Here is a 16,062-nt window from a genome sequence, read left to right on the forward strand (position 1 = left end):
CGCCACGTAACGTGCTGCCGCGTCCGTCATCGCGCGCCTCACGGGAACGGGTGCGGATAGGGGCTGAGATCGTCCACCGCGAGGTCGCGGTCGAGGTGGCCGATCGCGCGGCCCCGTGTCAGCAGCCGGGGGAGGCCGTGCACCCGCCGGTGGTGGTGGCCGAACGTCATCGGCACCGCCCCCGGCACGATCACCTTCGCGCAGGCGAATCCGCCGGCCGCCGCCTCGGGCGAGGTGGTGTCGACGGCGATCACGTCCATGCCGCTGGCCAGGAACCGGGCCACCAGGTCACGCAGGTCGTCGGCCAGGTCGTCGTGGGCCGGCCACTCCGGCAGCTCGCCGACCGTCAGCTCGGCGCCGCCCGACAGGAATTCCAGCCGCTCGTACGCCTTCGGGTGCCCGTACAGCATCGGGTGGTGCTCCAGCAGGCGCACCTCGCCGGAGTCGTCCACCAGCCGGGCCGCCTCGCTCTCGTCGTAGCGGGCGACGTGATTGGCGAGCATCGGGCCCAGCTCGTCCAGGGCCCGGCGCAGGGCCCGTTCGGGGTCGAGGTGGGCGGCGCCGCCGCACATCGCCTTCGGCCGGTCCGGCCGTCCCGACCGGTCGACGGCGGTGACCCAGAAGACCGGCAGTCCCTGTTCGAGGGTGACCACGTGGGCGTGGACGTCGTAGCCGAGCCGGTCGCCGATCCGCTGGGCGGTCATCGGGACGCGCCGGTCGCGCGCCGAACGCAGGTCGACCCGGGGGAGCGGGAGGCGGGCGTACCAGGTGGTCAGGAAGGCGTCCCGTTCGGCGACCTCCAGCAGGCCGTAGAGGATCGCCTCCGCGAGCGACCCGCCGAGGGCGCAGCCGTTGGAACACTCGTAGGCGAAGCCCCGGTCGGGCCGGGGGCCGAAGTAGGCGAACGTCTCCGGCACCAGCACCGGCCCGCCCCGCTGGAACGAGTGGCCCCAGACCCAGGCGGTCTCCCGCGCAGGGTCGAACCGGGTGAACCAGAAACCGGGCCGGTCGTACCAGTCGTCGGGATACAACCCCAGGCGGCGCGGGTCGAGCGCCTGGTCGGCGATGTCGTCGAACGCGGCCCTGACGGTGGTCCGGCGCCCGCGGGGCGAGAACCCGGCCAGCCGTTCGAGTGCCTCGGCGACGGCGGTCGCCTTCGCGGCGGGCACGTCCTCGCACCGTCCGAACCCGTGGTGGCTCTCGTGAACGGCCCGCGCGGGGTTCAGCCGCGCCACGGCGACCGCGCCGTCCCGCGCGTCGGCGGCCACCGAGCGCACGACGCCCGTCTCCGGGTCGACGTAGCGGCGTTCCAGGTCGGCGAGGTCGAGGGTGGCGACCCGGAAACCCGACACCTTCGGCTGCGGCGTGAAGACGAACGGGCGCGGCCCGTCGGGCGGCCGGTCGCCGCAGACCTCGCAGAACGGGTCGGGCAGGAACGGGTGGCGTTCCAGCGCGCCGGTCCGGACCGGCATCCGGAGCATCGCGCCGCTCGTCAGCGCGGCCGACGGGTCGGCCAGCAGGTTCTCGACCTCTTCGGCCACCAGTTCGCCGACCGTCCCGGCCACGAGGGAGGTGAGGAGGGCGGGGCGGTCGCGCAGACGTACCTGGAAGTGCTCCCGGTTCCCGGCGCGCCGCCGCTCCACACAGGTGGGACAGCCCGGCCTGCCGGGGAAGGCGGTGGGACCGATCACGACATGTCCTGCTTCGGTGTGTACGGGCAACCAGGGCACCCCGTAACGCCGCCGCCCGATGTCGTCGGCGTCGCTGGCGACCACGACGACCCCGGCGACCCCGCCCGGCCGCACCCGCGTCCTGATCGCCTCGAAGAGCCGCCCCGACCCCACCACGCCGGCGATCACGACGTCACCCGCGCCACGAACGCCGGCCCGTCGACGGGCAACGAGACGGCGGTTCCGCCGATCGGATGTCCCTCGCTCGCCCACCGCACGGGCGGTTCGAGGCCGGTCTGCGCCCGCAGCAACACCCGCTCCAGCCCGTCGTGCAACCCGAGCGACACGATCGGCGGGCGGTCCGGCACCTCGAACCGCAACACCGCCGACCCTGGGATCTTCCGGACGACCGGTACCTCACCGGAGGCCACGACCTGCCGCCAGAGTGGCCCGTCCTGCGGCACGGGTACCTCGCCCTCCGCCTCAACCAGCGCCACCTCAACCAGCGCCGCCTCGGCTTCGAGCCGCTGCCGGTGGGCCGCGGAGACGGCGTCCTCCCAGGTCAGCCCCGCACCGACGAAACCGTCGCCGGAGTCCGCCGCGAACACCGCCAGCAGACACCGCAACCGCGCCGTGTCGTGATCCGCGCCCCACCCGACGACCTCGCGGTCACCGGCCAGTGCCCGCACGACGGAGAGCGGCCCCTGCGGATGGGCACCCTCGTCGAGAACCGCGATCACCCCCATCCGGGGGTCCACCAGATCACGACAGAGCGCGAAGAACCGGTCCCGAGCGCCCGCATCGCTCGAGGCACTGTGCCCGCCGAGCCCCGCCGCACCCGGAAGCTCCGGGCTCCCGTCGCCGGCGTCGCGGTCCCCGCCGCCCGCCGGCGTCCGCGACGCGTGGGTGGCTCCGGACACCTCCGCCGAGTCCCGGCGCAGCCCCGCGAAACGGTGGATCGTGCTCTCCAGGCTGCGCAGATCAACGCGTGTGAACGCGCGCCGTGCCTCCGTGAGCCCTGTCACCGCCGAGAAGACCCCCAGGGCCACCTGGGACGCCAGCACGCGGGGGACCGCGCCGCGCAACCAGTCGCCCCGCGTCCCCTCGCGGAGGGACAACCGCCCCCACCCGGTGGCCGCGTCGGTCTCCCCGGGCGGTCCCGCGGAGGTCAGCCAGGCCTCGTCGTCGCGGATCAGCACCTGCGCGAGCACCACGTCGGCGGGGCAGGCGAGCGCCCCGGCCAGCAGTTCCTCCCGGGAGGTGCTGACCTGCACCAGAACGTTCCCGCCCGAGGTCACCACCTCGCGCCAGCCCACCGACCGGAGACACTCGACCAGCGCCGGGACCAGCACCCCGGTCCCCGTCACGCGCAGCGCCGAGTTCCGCACCCGGGCGAACCGCCCCGGGTGCCCGGCGAACGCGATCTCGGCCGCGTAGGTCTCCAGCTCCTCGGCGGACAACCCGTGAGCCTGAGCCCCGGTGTCGTCGACGACGAACCGCAGGTCGGCCAGCCGTCCGACCAGGCCGGTGACCAGGTCGCGCTGTGCCTCGGGCAGGCCCGAGGTCAGCTCGCCCAGGGTCAGGGCCCCGTCGAGGCGTGGAGCCAGCCGTTCCAGCAGGGCCAGCGCGTGGGGTCCGCGCAGTGTGGCCGCCCCGTGATCCCCATGAACATGAACCCCCCCGGGGAACTCGACCCACCGCACGTCAGCGCGTAATCGGGGCCGAAACATCTCCACATTCCGTGGGAGCGCTCCCATGGGCTCAGAATACCGTCGACCGATTTACCCCGCAAGGCCTATGTTTCAGGCGTATGACATTTCCTCGACCCCGGATGATTAGCTTCAACGGCCGACGTGGCCTTTTCCGGCGAAACGCGGCCCCTTCGTTCGCCTGAGGAAATGGCATATCCGGAATCGGCGCGTCCGGGAATTGAAAGAACGGCTCCCGCCTCTCCTCGCCCCTGAACACGGGCAGCCTTTCCGCTGGAGTGGCTGCCCACACCTTCTTGACGTGGGCGCGGAGCACCTCCAGGCAGTGGTCGCGGTCCTCCGGTCGCCCGCCGAACACCCGGTCGGCGATCTTGACTCAGCCCGGCGCGTCCATCAGGGCGGTGACATAGGCATCCAGCCGCTCCTCCAACGCTCGCGTCGTCAGCTCTGTCCTGCCCGCTTCCCGCCATGGCCGCGCCACCGACCGCAATTCCTCCGAGCACGCCAGCCCGTCCCGGACCTGCCAGTACAGCCGCTCGCTCGCGGCTGCGGCCAGCAGCCCGCCGGCCTCCTGATACGCCTCGGCGAACCGCAGGCCCCACGCAGGGCCGTGCAGCAGCGCGAGATTGACGGAGCAGTGCGCCACATCGAGATCCGCCGGGCCCCAGGAGGTGGCCGCCCAGTCGACGACGCCGGTGATCCGGGCACCCGCCGGTTGTGAGGGCGGCACGTCGAACAGCACGTTGCCGGGCTGGAAGTCCCGGTGCAGGAATCGCCCTTCACAGGGCGGCACGGGCCTGCGGATCACGTCGATCGCCGCGGCCCATGCCGCCGCGTCCGCGCCCTTGGGAATCGCGACGGTGTCGGCGGTCGTCAACGTCACATACTTCCGGGGCCGCTCGGCGGGCCGCAACGCGTGGATCGCCACGAGCTGACGGGCCAGCAGGGGGACGCGCGCTTCCAATCCCTCATCGTCGAGGACCGTCCGGCCCGCCAGATGTGTCATGAGGAGCGACGGATGCTCGCAGTGCGCGGCGGTCGGATCGACCGCGACCAGTCCGGGAGCCGGCACGCCGGTCCCCGGGAGCACGGTCAGGGCGCCTGTCTCCCTGTCCAGCCAGTCCTCGGCGTGCTCCACGTTGACGAAAGTCCGTAGCACCAGGTCACGGGTGCCTCCGTCCCGCGCGCCGATGGTCAGCCTCCGCATTTCGGCAGTGATGCCGCCGTGCAGTGCCTCGGCTCCGACGATCCGCTCGCCGGCCTCCAGGTGCCGGCTCACCCAGGCCAGTGTCAACGGTCGGACGGCCGCCACCTCAGCATGGTCGGTCACCGTGCCACCTCATCATCCGGGCGGCGGCACGCGCGACGGCTTTACCGGCCTCGAACACGGGCGAGTCCCGGTTTCCGAAGCCGGGTTGCGTGCCGCCGCGCAGGCCCAGGCCCGAACGTGGCGGTACGGTGACGGTGGGTAGCGGTGCGGTGAGGGAACGTCGCCACCGCGCGCCGAAAGGGCACGTGACATGCCGGAAGGGCGCGTGACATGAGAGCCACACGGGCTGCCGAAAGAAACGGCGGCCACCGTTCCCGAGCCGTCACGGGTGCGCCCACCACCGGCGATGCCGTGAAATGCCGTTTCCGGTGGGGTGGGCTATGGTCGGCCCCATGACGGGACCGTGGAGAACTCCACAGGGGTCCATCGCGTTCGCCGGCGTGATGGTCCTGGTTCTGTTGTCCCTGGTGCTGGCCGGCGCCTCGTGCAAGGCGAGCTACGGCGGCCCGACGGTTGCGCAGAGTTCGACCTCCGGCCCGGCGTGGGAGCTCGGCGGATGGGACGCCGACCTTTCCGGCCTGCCGCCACAGGCGGGCGGCGCCCGCGCGCACCACGTGCTGTCCCTGTGGCCGCCCGTGCGCGGCGAACGCCACGGCGAATCCGCACATCTGGCGCTGCTGCCGTCGCCGGGCTCGGACGCGGACACGCTGCGCGAGCCTCAGCAGCCGGCTCACCGCGCCACGGGATCGCGCAGCCCGCCGCTGACCTAGCCGACGTCTTCCCGTCTGGCTCCGCGGCCACGCGCGCTGCGGAGTCCGACAACGAGCACCCGACGCACTCCCGCGCCCGCATCCAGGTTTTCCCCTGGCGCCGGCCCGGGCATGCCGTCGCGCCCTGAAGACGTCTTGCGATCGTCCCCTTGGCAAAAAGGCGGCAGACCGTCTTCGTCCGAAGCCCGCTCCTTTGTCCGAGCTGCTTTCGCTCTGCCGTCTTTTCCTGCCGGCGTCAGCCAGGAGCCGATCATCGTCATGGCCGTTGTCGCATCAGTCCACGCCCGTTCGCGGCCGGAGCCTCCGCGCCGGCCCGCCGCCTGCCGGTCCGCCGCTCCTGCCGCGCGACCCCGCGCGGCAGAGGGGAGCACGAAATGAGTCCGCCCGGCGCTTGACGGCGCTCGACCTGGGCACCGCCCGCACCCGGTCGCTGACCGTATGCGGGCCCACGATCGCCGACCGGCCCTCGAGCATCGTGAGGCGGTCGTCCACCTCCGGTGAGAGGGACGCGGTGCAGCCCATCCGGCACGGCATGGTGGCCGATCCGGATGCCTGCCTCCGGCTGCGCGCCGCCCTGCGGCTCCCGGTCAGCGCGGCGCCCCAGCCGCAGCACGCCACCGTCCGCGGCCTGATGCGGCTGTGTCTGCAGCCGGCGGCCCTGGCGGCCGGCCTCGCCCTGTCTGCCCGCTGACGCGCTGCGACGCGAAGGAGACCCCGCGCGAGGCCTCCATCCCCGACACCTTCCTGATCCATCACGGAAAGGATCAAATGATCATGACCGATGGTCACACGACATCACATCTCAGTAGTGTGCAGCTCCAGTCTCTGCGCCAGGACCTGCGAGAGCAGCTGGAGCAGCGCAGCAGGCAGCTGCACGGCCTGCGGGCCCAGGAGCGGGACAGCAACGGCGCCGACGGCACCTGGCAGGAATTGGCCGTCTCGATCACCACTGCCGAGCGCGCCGTCGCGGAGCTGTCCCAGGCCTGCGACAGGCTGGCGGCCGACACGTACGGCCGCTGCGCCCACTGCCAGGGGCCCATCCCGTTCGAACGGCTCGAGGTCCGGCCGCTGGCACGCACCTGTATCGACTGCCAACGACGGCACGAGGCCGCCTGACACCATGAAAGGGGGCGGAGCAGTCTGCCCCTCTTCGATCACCCGGAGCTGACCATGATCACATTGGACCGTCTGGTGAATGTGCTCGGCGGGTACGGCGTGCGGCTGTGCGGCCATCCTGAGACGCGCTCGACCTGGCTGCGCAGCGTGGCGATACCAGACGCCACCGACCACCACGTCGCGGGAGACGTGCTCCTCGCCGTCGGAACCTCCTCACTCGCCGAGGCGGTCCAGTGGGCGGCCGCGGCCAAGGCCACGGCGGTCCTGGTACGCCCCGCCCGAACCGGCACCGGCACCGGCGACGAGAGTGAGAGCGGAAGCGGCGAGGACGTCGAGCGGGAGGCCGCCGCGATCGCCGGCCGGTACGGGGTGGCCGTGTTGCTGGCCGACCCCGCTGTCTCCTGGAGCCAGCTGGCCGGCGTGGTGTACGGGCTGGTGCTGGAGAGCCGCGAGACCGCCTCGGGACGCGGCCCCACCGACCTGTTCGCCCTGGCCGACAACCTGGCCGACGTCATCGGCGGTGCGGTGACCATCGAGGACCGGCACTCGCGGGTACTGGCCTACTCCCGCTCCCAGCAGGCGGGAGATCCGGCCCGGCTGGAGACCATCCTCGGACGGCGGGTCCCGGAACGGCTGCGCGAGCTGTTCCGGCAGCAGGAGGTGTTCGCCCGCCTGGCGGCGACGGACGAGCCGGTGTTCGTCCCCGCCGATGCCGGGCACGGCCTGACGGGGCGGATGGCGGTGGCGGTGCGGGCCGGCCGCGAGCTGCTCGGTTCGGTGTGGGTCAGCTGTGCCGACCCGCTGACGGGCGCCCACCGCCGCGCGCTGGCCGACGGCGCGCGCATCGTCGCCCTGCATCTGCTGCGCTCCCGGGCCAGCGCCGACCTGGAGCGGCAGGTGGAGTCCGACCTGGTCATCCGGTTGCTGGAGGGCAGCGCCGACGCCGCGACGGTGATCAGCCGGCTGGGCCTGGCCCCGCAGGCGATACGCGTCATCGCGGTCCGCGCGTACACTCCCGACGATCGCCACGCTGCGCTGCTGCTGGCCCTCGAGCAGGCCACCACCGGCTTCGGCTGGTCCCGGCCCGGGCGAAGCGCTCTGCTCGGCGATACCCTCTACACCATCCTGCCGGCCGAGCGGGCCGAGGCGGCCAGGCAGTGGATCGCGGCCCTGCACTCCGAACTGCCCGCCCGGGTGCGCGTCACGGCCGGGATCGGCGCACCCGCCGAGGCGGCGGACCTGGCCGCCGGCCGCCAGGAGGCCGACGAGTGCCTGGCGCTGCACGAGAGCGCCGAGCCCGGCGCCGTCCCGCCCGCCTACGACGAGTCCTGGGACGACATCCTGCTGCGACGGCTGCGCGCGGCCGCGCGAACCGGCCGGGCTCCGGCCCGCGGGCCGGTGAGCGCGCTGCTGCGGCACGACACCCGTCACGGCACGCGCTTCGTCGCCACGCTGCGGGCCTGGCTGGAGAGCCAGGGCGACCTCACCCTCGCCGCCGAGCGGCTCGCGGTGCATCCCAACACCGTCCGCAACCGGCTGCGCAAAATGGGCGAGCTCGGCCCGCTGGACCTGGACGACACCCGCCAGCGCCTGGCCATGACCATCGTGCTGGCCGCCCTGGAGGACGAACCCCGCCGATGACCTCCTCAGGACCCGTCACCGTTCCCGGCGCCGGCGTTGTGCCGGATCCACAACGGTGGCGCTGCGATTGTCGCCCGCTCACAACGCCGCTGGTCGCCGCCCGGGCGATGCTGGACATGACATCGGCATTCGTACTGGTTGGAGGTTGGCATGGTCGGCAACTGGCCACGATCGGTGATCGTGGTGGGCGCGGGCATCGTGGGCCTGTCGACCGCGTGGTTCCTGCAGGAGCGCGGCGTCCAGGTCGACGTGATCGACCGCGACGGTGTGGCGGCCGGCGCGTCCTGGGGCAACGCCGGCTGGATCGCGCCCGGTCTGGCCATCCCGCTCAACGAACCCGCGGTCCTGCGTTACGGCCTGCGCTCGCTGCTCAACCCGGCCGCGCCGCTGCACGTGCCCGCGAGCCTTGATCCGGGTCTGTGGAGTTTTCTGGCCCGCTTCGCCGCCAACAGCCACTGGCGGTCGTGGACCCGCGCCGCGCACGCCAACCTGCCGCTCAACAACGAATGCGTCGAGGCCTATGAGGTGCTCGCCGCCAACGGTGTGTCCGCACCCGTCATCGCGGCGCCGATCACCGCGGCGTTCCGTACGCCGCGCCAGGCCGAGAGCCTGCTGCGCGAGCTGCGCAGACTGCAGGCGGCCGGGCAGCGGGTCGAGCACACCGTGCTGGACGGCGACGGGCTGGCCGAGCAGGTACCGCTCGCCGGCGAGGCGCTGACGGCGGGGGTACGGATCGACGGCCAGCGTTACGTCGACCCGGGCGCCTTCGTGCACGCCCTGGGAAAGGCCGTCATGCAACGCGGCGCGACCATGTACGCCGTCGAGGTCGACGAGGTGCGCACCGACGACAGGAAGGTGATCGTCCGCTTGGCCAAGGGCACCGTGCTGTCGGCCGACGCGGTGGTGCTGGCCACCGGCGCCTGGCTGCCCCGCCTGGCCCGGCAGTGGGGCGTGCGTGTCCCGGTGCGGGCGGGCCGCGGCTACTCCTTCACCGTGCCGGTCGACCATCCTGTCCCCGGCCCCGTCTACCTGCCCGAGGAGCGGGTGGCGTGCACGCCCTACCGCGACGGGCTGCGGGTGGCGGGCACCATGGAATTCCGAGACCCGGACGCCCCGCAGGTGCCCGCCCGGCTGAAGGCCATCGTCGCCTCCGCCCGGCCGCTCCTGCGAGGTGTGCGCTGGGAGGAGCGTACCGACGTCTGGGTGGGGCCCCGCCCCATCACCCCTGACGGACGGCCGCTCGTCGGCGCGACGGTGGCTCCCACCGTCTACGTGGCGGGGGGCCACGGCATGTGGGGCCTGGCCCACGGCCCGATCACAGGCAGGCTGCTGGCCGAGCAGATCACCACCGGCAAGCAACCCGCCGCCCTGGCCGACCTCGACCCCCTCCGCTGACGCGGACCACGCACGAACCGTCCGGCCCGCCGTGCCGACACGACGGGCGGACGGACGGCGCAGAGCTGGAGAGAGGAGAAGTGCAAAATGTATCGGGACCGGTCCGGATCTCATCTGAGGTGCGTGGCCGATCACGCGAAAGACAGTGTTCAATCATCTGGTGGCCCGTCGTCGCCGGGTGCCACAGCGGCCCGGCGGACGGCTCAGGCCTGGCAACGTCAGTTCGCCGCGGACGCCTCGCACGAGCTCCGGACGCCGGTGGCCGGGTTACGCGTGGAACTTGAGGAAGCTCTCATGCATCCTGAGCAGACCGACCTCCGCGAACTGGCCACCCGGGCGCTCAGAAACGTCGACCGCTTGGAGTCGATCGTGAGCGATCTGCTCGCCCTGGCAAGCCTGCGGGCGGGCAAGAGGGAGGAACGCGAGGACTTCGACCTGTCCGATCTGGTCGGCCGCGAAGTCCTGCGCCGGTCCGACCGCCTTCCGGTCCAGCTGCAGCTGATGCCCGGCGTCCTCGTCAGGGCCGTACCCCTCCAGATCGTCCGCGCCCTTGACAACCTCCTGGACAACGCCCAGCAGCACGCGACCCATGACGTACGGGTCGAGGTCGGCGAGGACGGCGGTCACGCCGAGCTGGTCGTCATCGATGACGGAGGGGGTGTCGCGGAGGCGGACCGGGAACGAATCTTCGAGCAGTTCACGCGCACCGACAGCGCCCGCGGCCGAGATCAGGGAGGCGCGGGACTCGGTCTGGCCGTCGCGCGCGAGATCGCTCTGGCTCACCGGGGAAGTCTCGACCTCCGCGAGACCGCCTCCGGTGGCGCGTGCTTCACCCTGCGTCTGCCCTCCTGCCCCGACCGGGGCGGGGCGGGAATGCGGCCGGCCTGACTCCGTCGAGGAGATCCCCACCGGCGATGGGCCTGCCCCTGCCGGCTTCTTCGGCCGGCGCCCTCTCGACGGCTGGACCTGCCAGATCCCCGGGGCGGGCCAGAGGAAACCCCCGCCCGTGACGGGCGGAGCTCTTCGCGTCGTACGGCTCCAGGCGGTCGACCGACTCGACCCGGGAGCTGTTGTACGAGCAGGAGCCGATGAGCTTTCCGGACGGGCCGCGGACGTACCCCGTGTCCGCGGCCTGGTTCCAGATCCAGGCGGACGTCCCCCCGGCTCGACCCCGGTAGCGGTTCGTCGCGGTGTCCCTGTCCCTGTCCCTGCCGGTCCGTACCGTGACCGTCTTCCCGGCGCCGAGGGTGAACGTGCCGAACGTGTAAACGTGATCCGGCGCGAGATCGCTGACGTCTTCCACCGGCACACGTGGGCGCTCAGGATGGGTACGAAGCCGTGGCGGGGCACATCGGAGTCTCCACGAAACCGGCGTGGTTCAGCGGGGGGTGGACACGGGCAGCCAGACGCGCATGCCCGAGGGGCCTCGCCGGGCCCAGGAGTGGTAGGGCCGCAGCGGAACGTCGAACCAGCCGGCGTCCCCGGCGGGAGCGGCCGGATGTGCGGGATGACGTACGGGATAGGGCCAGGACCGGTCCGGCTGGGCGGGCAGCAGGGCGCGGCCCCGGGCGCCGCCGGGCTCGGCGCGCAGGCCCGGCGAGGGGTCGATCACGAGGGCGTCGAGTCCGGCGGCGCCGGGGAGGTCGTGGGACTCGACACACAGGACCTCGGGGCCACGTTCGACGGCGACGCAGCCGCGTACGGCGTCGATGCGGGGGTCGGGCCAGGTGAAACGCGGCTCCATCGGCAGGTCGAGGACGATGACGTCGCCTGCGCGGAAGGTCCGTGTGATCTCGGCGGTGCCGGGGGCGACCTCCCGGGTACGGCCCTCGTCGGTCAGCGTGGCGCCGGCCGCCCAGGCGGGGACGCGCAGGGTGAGGGTCCAGGGGCCGGTGGTGTCGGCGGCGACGCGGACGCGGACGGTGCCGGTCTCGGGGTAGCCGGTCTCGACGTCCACTGCGACCTGCCGCCCGCCGGGCAGCTCGGCGCGGATCTCGCCGGGGGCGTACTGGTGGATCTGGAGGCCGTCGTCGTCGGTGGTGGCGAGATACCCCTGGAGGCCGGCCAGGGTACGGGCGACGTTGGTGGGGCAGCAGGAGACGTCGAACCAGGCGGCCCGTACGCCCGCCTCGGCGCGGGGGCTGACCTCGTCAGGGTCGGTGGGCCGGCCGGGGGTGCGCTGGTGGAGCGGGTTGGCGTAGAAGAACGCCCGGCCGTCCGGGCTCGGGGAGGCCGCGATGACGTTGTAGAGCGTGCGCTCGATGAGGTCGGAGTAGCGGACGTCGCCGGTGGCCAGGAAGAGGCGCCAGGACACCATGATGGAGGCGACTCCGGCGCAGGTCTCGCAGTAGGCGCGGTCCGGCGGCAGCTCCCAGTCCTCGCCGAAGCCCTCGTCCTGGTGGCGGGAGCCCATGCCTCCGGTGATGTAGGTGCGGCGGGCGACCGAGCGCTCCCACTGCCGCTCCACCGCGCGCAGCAGTTCGTCGTCGCCGCGCTCGACGGCCACGTCGACGGCGGCGGCGCTGAGGTAGAGGGCGCGTACGGCGTGGCCGCGCCAGACCTCGGCCTGACGGATGGGGATGTCGTCCTGGAAGTAGGCGCGTCCCAGCGGGATGTCCTTGAGCGTGCCGTGGCCGCGGCGGTCGAGGAACAGGCGGGCCTGCTCGATGTAACGCTCGTCGCCCAGCGCCCGGCCGAACTCGGCCAGGCCCACCTCGATCTCCGGGTGGCCGCAGATCTTGGTCAGGCCGTCCGGGCCGAACGTGTGGCACACGTGGTCGGCGGCCCGGCGGGCGACCCGTACCAGGTCGTCCTCACCGGAGGTGCGCAGCCGGGCGACGGCGGCCTGCAGCAGGTGGCCGAGGTTGTACAGCTCGTGGCCGTCTTCGAGGTCGCTGTAACGGGGCTGCTGGCCGCCGTGGCCGAAGCAGGTGTTGATATACCCGTCGGGGTCCTGGGCGCGGGCGACGCGCGCCGTGAGCCGCTCGATCGCGGCCTCCGCGTCCGGGTCGCCGGTGCGCCCCGCTTCCCAGGACAGGGCCTCCAGCAGCTTGTACACCTCCGAGTCCGAAAACGGCCAGCCCGGCCGGCCGGGGCCGGTCGTACCGTCGGCGACACGATCGAAGTTGGCCAGCCAGCCGAGGCGCTCCATCCACGACTCGCAGTGGGCCAGCGTGGCCGTGGCGTTCACGGCCTGGCGGGCACCCCAGAAGCCGCCGGTGATGGAGACCTGCGCGAGCCCGAGGGGGCGCATCCGGCCGTGGGAGGGCAGCACGGGACAGCCGCCCGTCGTGCCTTCGGTCATGTCGTTGAGCCTTTCTGGTCAGTCCTTGACCGCGCCCGCGGTGACCCCGGCGGCAATGTAGCGCTGCGCGAGGATCAGGAGGAAGGCCGCGGGAACGGACGCGATCACGGCGGTCGCCATGATCGAGTTCCATTGGGTGGTGTTGTTGCCGATGTAGCGGAAGATGCCGAGGGTGATCGGGATCGTGTCGCTGTTGCGGTTGAGGGTCGAGGCGAAGACGAAGTCCGACCACGCCCACAGGAACGTGAACAGCGAGACCGTGATCACCGAGTTGCGGCTCAGCGGCAGGACGATGGAGCGGAACGTGCGCCAGGTACTCGCCCCGTCCATCTGCGCCGCCGACAGCAGCTCATGGGGGATGCTCGCCATGAACGCCCGGAACAGAAGCACGGCGAACGGCACGGCCAGCGTCGAGTCGGCGAGGATCAGGCCGGCGACGGTGTTGAGCATCCCGAGCCTGAGGTAGATGGCGTAGAAGCCCATCGCCATGACGACCGCGGGGATCATCTGAGCGACCAGCAGCAGGAAGTCGATGGTCCGGCCGCCACGAGGCCGCAGCTTGGCCAGCGCGTACCCGGCGGGCAGGGCCACGACCAGCGTGAGCGCGACCGTGCCCAGGCCGATGAGCAGGCTGGTGGCCAGGGCGGGCAGCTGCTGGCCGAGCGCGGCGGAGTAGCCCTCGAACGTGGGATCCCAGGGGAACCAGTGGGGCGGGTCCGCCCGCATGTCGCTCGTCTTGGTCAGCGAGACGTTGAACATCCAGTAGACCGGGAAAAGCATCAGCGCCACCAGGACGACGCCTACCACGGTCTGCCACGAGCGCTTCATCGGCGTTCCTCCCTGCGCTGCAGGCGCACGTGCACGAGCCCGGCGGCGAAGGCGATGAGGATGAGCAGGTTGCCGACCGCCGCCGCCGGGGAGAAGTCGGGCTGACCGGTGCCGAACGCCTCGCGGTAGGACCAGACGGCCAGCGTCGTGGAGGCGTCCGCCGGGCCGCCTCTGGTCATGATCCAGATGATGTCGACGACCTTGAGCGTGTAGATCAGGCCGAGCAGAAGGGTGATCGCCGACACCGAGCGCAGCAGGGGGAAGGTGATGCGCCGGAACCGCTGCCAGGCGTTGGCGCCGTCCAGCCCGGCGGCCTCGTACAGCTCGGCCGGGATGTTCTGCAACCCGGCGTAGAGGATGACCAGGTTGAACGGGATTCCCAGCCAGATGTTGGCGACGGTGACCGCCAGCAGCGAGGTGTCCGGGGAGGTCAGCCAGTTGATCTGGCCGATCCCGAATGCCTGCAGGGCCGCGTTGACGATGCCGTTGTCGCTGTTGAGCATCCACGACCAGGTCGAGGCCGAGACGATCAGCGGCAGCAGCCACGGCACGAGGAACATCGCGCGCAGCACGGCCGACAGGCGGAATCTGCGGTGGAAGAAGACCGCCAGGGCCAGGCCGAGGACGTACTGGGCGGCGATCGACGCCAGCGTGAACAGGGCGGTGTTGCCCAGCGCGCGCAGGAAGGCGTCGTCGGAGACGATGGCCAGGTAGTTGTCCAGTCCGGTGAACTCCGGATTGCCCTGGATGAAGGCGCGTGGCGTGTAGTCGTGCACGCTGAGGTCGATGTTGCGGTACAGCGGATAGGCGTAGAAGAGCAGCAGGTAGACGATCAGCGGCGCGAGGAAGGCCAGGGCCGTCCACCGGCTCGTCCACCGGCGCCGGGGCGCCGGCCTGGCCTGCCGGTCGGCCGGCCGGCCGGCACGCACCGTGCCCGTTCGGGGTGTCGCCATGATCAGTTACCGGTCGCCTGCTTGGCCTGGGCCTGGGCGTCCTTGAGCGCGTCGGCGGGACTGGCCGAGCCGCTCAGGGCCTTCTGCACGCCGGTCCACAGGGCCTCGGAGATCTTCGGGTACTTGGTGCCGAGGTTGTCGCTGGTACGGCCCTTGGCGCTGCGGACGGCCTCCACCCACGGTTTGAGCTTCGGCTCCTTGGCGAGGATCGCCTCCTGTCCGCCGGTGGTGGAGGGGATGTAGTACGCGAAGGTGGTGCCGGTCTCCACCAGGCCCTCCGGCGTCGTCATGCACTCAAGGATCTTCTTGGTGGCGTCGTAGCGCTTGGTGTCCTTCTGGATCGGCACCGTGAGGAACTCGCCACCGGTCGGCGTGGGCGCGGCACCACCGTTTTTGGCGGGGATCTGCACGATGCCGGTGGGGAAGTTCGCCTTGGCGGCGCTGTCGATCTGCCAGGTGCCGTTCTCGGCGAAGGCGAAGTCGCCGGTCAGGAACTCCTCCCAGGTGGTGTTCTGGGAGTTGTTGATGACGGAGTTGGGCGCGAGACCGTCCTTGAGCCAGGAGTTCCACAACTTCAGCGCTTCGACGGCCTGCGGCGAGTCGAGCTGGGTGAGCTGCGCGCCGGCGCCCCAGAACCAGGGCAGGAACTGGAAGGAGCCCTCCTCGGTGCCGATCCCGGCGAAGGTGATGGGCTTCTTGCCGACCGCCTTGACCTTCTTCAGCGCCGCGGTGAGCGAGTCCCAGTCCTTGATCGACTCGGGGTTCACGCCGGCGTCTTCGAGGATCTTCTTGTTGTAGTAGAGCGCCAGTGTGTTGGCGCCGATGGGGACGCCGTACGCCTTGCCGTCCAGTTCGCCGGCGGCGATGAGATTCTTGTCGAAGCGCGCGGTGTCGAGCCCGAAGTCCGACATCGTGGCGAGCATGCCCGCGTCCGCCAGGGTGGAGACGACGGGGTTGTCGAGGAGGATGACGTCGGGTGCGTTGCCCTCCTGCCCGGCCAGCAGAGCCTGGTTGGTCAGGGCGGTGGTGTCGTAGGCGGTGCGTTTGATGGTGACGCCGGCCTGCTGCCCGCAGGCGTTCACCCGCTTGGCCCACGCGGAGTTCGCGTCGTGCTGCGGGTAGGGGTCCCACCAGGTGTAGGCGCTGTCCGCGGCGTTTTCCACGGGACTGCCCGGCTGCGGGGCGGAGGCGCAGGCGGTCAGGACGGACAGGGCCAGAAAGGCGGTTCCGAAGACCGCCACCCTGGTGGGAAGCGAGGTACGGGTCATCTGAATTCTCCTGTGTTAGCGCTCACATCGGGCGCTCTCGGCGGTGATGGGCGGTCGTGCGCGCACCACACCCCACAGGCGGGGGGCCGGGGCGTAAAGTCGATATAGCTAAAAAAAAAAACTAAAAAACAAAAACAC

The 16,062-nt window shown here is 71.7% G+C and carries 14 protein-coding genes; 6 read left to right on the plus strand and 8 right to left on the minus strand.

What is annotated here, in order from left to right; genetic code table 11:
• Positions 1 to 38: 38 nt before the first annotated feature.
• From AB0G15_RS06235 to AB0G15_RS06250, 4 genes are read right to left on the minus strand one after another with little or no spacing between them, the layout of a single operon-like run.
• Positions 39 to 1,859, minus strand: a complete 1,821-nt coding sequence (locus AB0G15_RS06235) for a TOMM precursor leader peptide-binding protein (RefSeq protein ID WP_362835894.1) — start codon at positions 1,857 to 1,859, stop codon at positions 39 to 41.
• A complete protein-coding gene (locus AB0G15_RS06240) occupies positions 1,856 to 3,373 on the minus strand; it encodes a hypothetical protein (RefSeq protein WP_362835896.1) in 1,518 nt (505 codons plus the stop codon). The genes AB0G15_RS06235 and AB0G15_RS06240 overlap by 4 nt, the downstream gene beginning before the upstream one ends.
• Before the next feature lie 58 nt (positions 3,374 to 3,431).
• Positions 3,432 to 3,737: a sulfotransferase gene (locus tag AB0G15_RS06245; RefSeq protein WP_362835898.1), complete on the minus strand. Its 306-nt coding sequence runs from the start codon at positions 3,735 to 3,737 to the stop codon at positions 3,432 to 3,434.
• An 18-nt stretch (positions 3,738 to 3,755) separates the two neighbouring features.
• Positions 3,756 to 4,709, minus strand: coding sequence for an aminoglycoside phosphotransferase family protein (locus AB0G15_RS06250; RefSeq protein ID WP_362835900.1), 954 nt, complete (start codon positions 4,707 to 4,709; stop codon positions 3,756 to 3,758).
• Between the two features lie 332 nt (positions 4,710 to 5,041).
• Here AB0G15_RS06250 and AB0G15_RS06255 point away from each other — a divergent pair, with 332 nt between their 5' ends.
• The 6 genes from AB0G15_RS06255 (at position 5,042) to AB0G15_RS06280 (ending at position 10,459) form a co-directional block, all read left to right on the plus strand.
• A complete protein-coding gene (locus AB0G15_RS06255) occupies positions 5,042 to 5,419 on the plus strand; it encodes a hypothetical protein (protein WP_362835902.1) in 378 nt (125 codons plus the stop codon).
• Between the two features lie 391 nt (positions 5,420 to 5,810).
• Entirely contained in the window at positions 5,811 to 6,110 is a 300-nt protein-coding gene (locus AB0G15_RS06260) for a hypothetical protein (RefSeq protein ID WP_362835904.1), read from the plus strand.
• A 119-nt stretch (positions 6,111 to 6,229) separates the two neighbouring features.
• A complete protein-coding gene (locus AB0G15_RS06265; protein ID WP_362835906.1) occupies positions 6,230 to 6,535 on the plus strand; it encodes a TraR/DksA C4-type zinc finger protein in 306 nt (101 codons plus the stop codon).
• Positions 6,536 to 6,589: 54 nt separating this feature from the next.
• A complete protein-coding gene (locus AB0G15_RS06270) occupies positions 6,590 to 8,176 on the plus strand; it encodes a helix-turn-helix domain-containing protein (protein WP_362835908.1) in 1,587 nt (528 codons plus the stop codon).
• A 150-nt stretch (positions 8,177 to 8,326) separates the two neighbouring features.
• Positions 8,327 to 9,571 (plus strand): FAD-dependent oxidoreductase, encoded by a 1,245-nt coding sequence (locus AB0G15_RS06275; RefSeq protein WP_362835910.1) that lies wholly within the window; start codon positions 8,327 to 8,329, stop codon positions 9,569 to 9,571.
• 87 nt (positions 9,572 to 9,658) lie between these two features.
• A complete protein-coding gene (locus tag AB0G15_RS06280) occupies positions 9,659 to 10,459 on the plus strand; it encodes a HAMP domain-containing sensor histidine kinase (RefSeq protein ID WP_362835912.1) in 801 nt (266 codons plus the stop codon).
• Positions 10,460 to 10,949: 490 nt separating this feature from the next.
• On the opposite strand, the gene AB0G15_RS06285 is transcribed toward AB0G15_RS06280, so the two are convergent.
• The 4 genes from AB0G15_RS06285 to AB0G15_RS06300 are packed head-to-tail and all read right to left on the minus strand — an operon-like array spanning position 10,950 to position 15,924.
• Entirely contained in the window at positions 10,950 to 12,875 is a 1,926-nt protein-coding gene (locus AB0G15_RS06285) for a beta-L-arabinofuranosidase domain-containing protein (RefSeq protein ID WP_362835914.1), read from the minus strand.
• 18 nt (positions 12,876 to 12,893) lie between these two features.
• A complete protein-coding gene (locus AB0G15_RS06290) occupies positions 12,894 to 13,703 on the minus strand; it encodes a carbohydrate ABC transporter permease (protein WP_362835916.1) in 810 nt (269 codons plus the stop codon).
• Entirely contained in the window at positions 13,700 to 14,656 is a 957-nt protein-coding gene (locus tag AB0G15_RS06295) for a sugar ABC transporter permease (protein WP_362835918.1), read from the minus strand. The genes AB0G15_RS06290 and AB0G15_RS06295 overlap by 4 nt, the downstream gene beginning before the upstream one ends.
• A 2-nt stretch (positions 14,657 to 14,658) precedes the next feature.
• Positions 14,659 to 15,924: an extracellular solute-binding protein gene (locus tag AB0G15_RS06300; protein WP_362835920.1), complete on the minus strand. Its 1,266-nt coding sequence runs from the start codon at positions 15,922 to 15,924 to the stop codon at positions 14,659 to 14,661.
• Positions 15,925 to 16,062 lie beyond the last annotated feature (138 nt).

Source organism: Streptosporangium sp. NPDC023825, assembly GCF_040639575.1.
Taxonomy (GTDB): domain Bacteria; phylum Actinomycetota; class Actinomycetes; order Streptosporangiales; family Streptosporangiaceae; genus Streptosporangium.

Coding starts and splice junctions, on each gene's coding strand:
- AB0G15_RS06255 (WP_362835902.1), top strand. CDS start 5,042: ATGACGGGACCGTGGAGAACTCCACAGGGGTCCATCGCGTTCGCCGGC.
- AB0G15_RS06270 (WP_362835908.1), top strand. CDS start 6,590: ATGATCACATTGGACCGTCTGGTGAATGTGCTCGGCGGGTACGGCGTG.
- AB0G15_RS06275 (WP_362835910.1), top strand. CDS start 8,327: ATGGTCGGCAACTGGCCACGATCGGTGATCGTGGTGGGCGCGGGCATC.
- AB0G15_RS06280 (WP_362835912.1), top strand. CDS start 9,659: ATGTATCGGGACCGGTCCGGATCTCATCTGAGGTGCGTGGCCGATCAC.
- AB0G15_RS06285 (WP_362835914.1), bottom strand. CDS start 12,875: ATGACCGAAGGCACGACGGGCGGCTGTCCCGTGCTGCCCTCCCACGGC.
- AB0G15_RS06290 (WP_362835916.1), bottom strand. CDS start 13,703: ATGAAGCGCTCGTGGCAGACCGTGGTAGGCGTCGTCCTGGTGGCGCTG.
- AB0G15_RS06295 (WP_362835918.1), bottom strand. CDS start 14,656: ATGGCGACACCCCGAACGGGCACGGTGCGTGCCGGCCGGCCGGCCGAC.
- AB0G15_RS06300 (WP_362835920.1), bottom strand. CDS start 15,924: ATGACCCGTACCTCGCTTCCCACCAGGGTGGCGGTCTTCGGAACCGCC.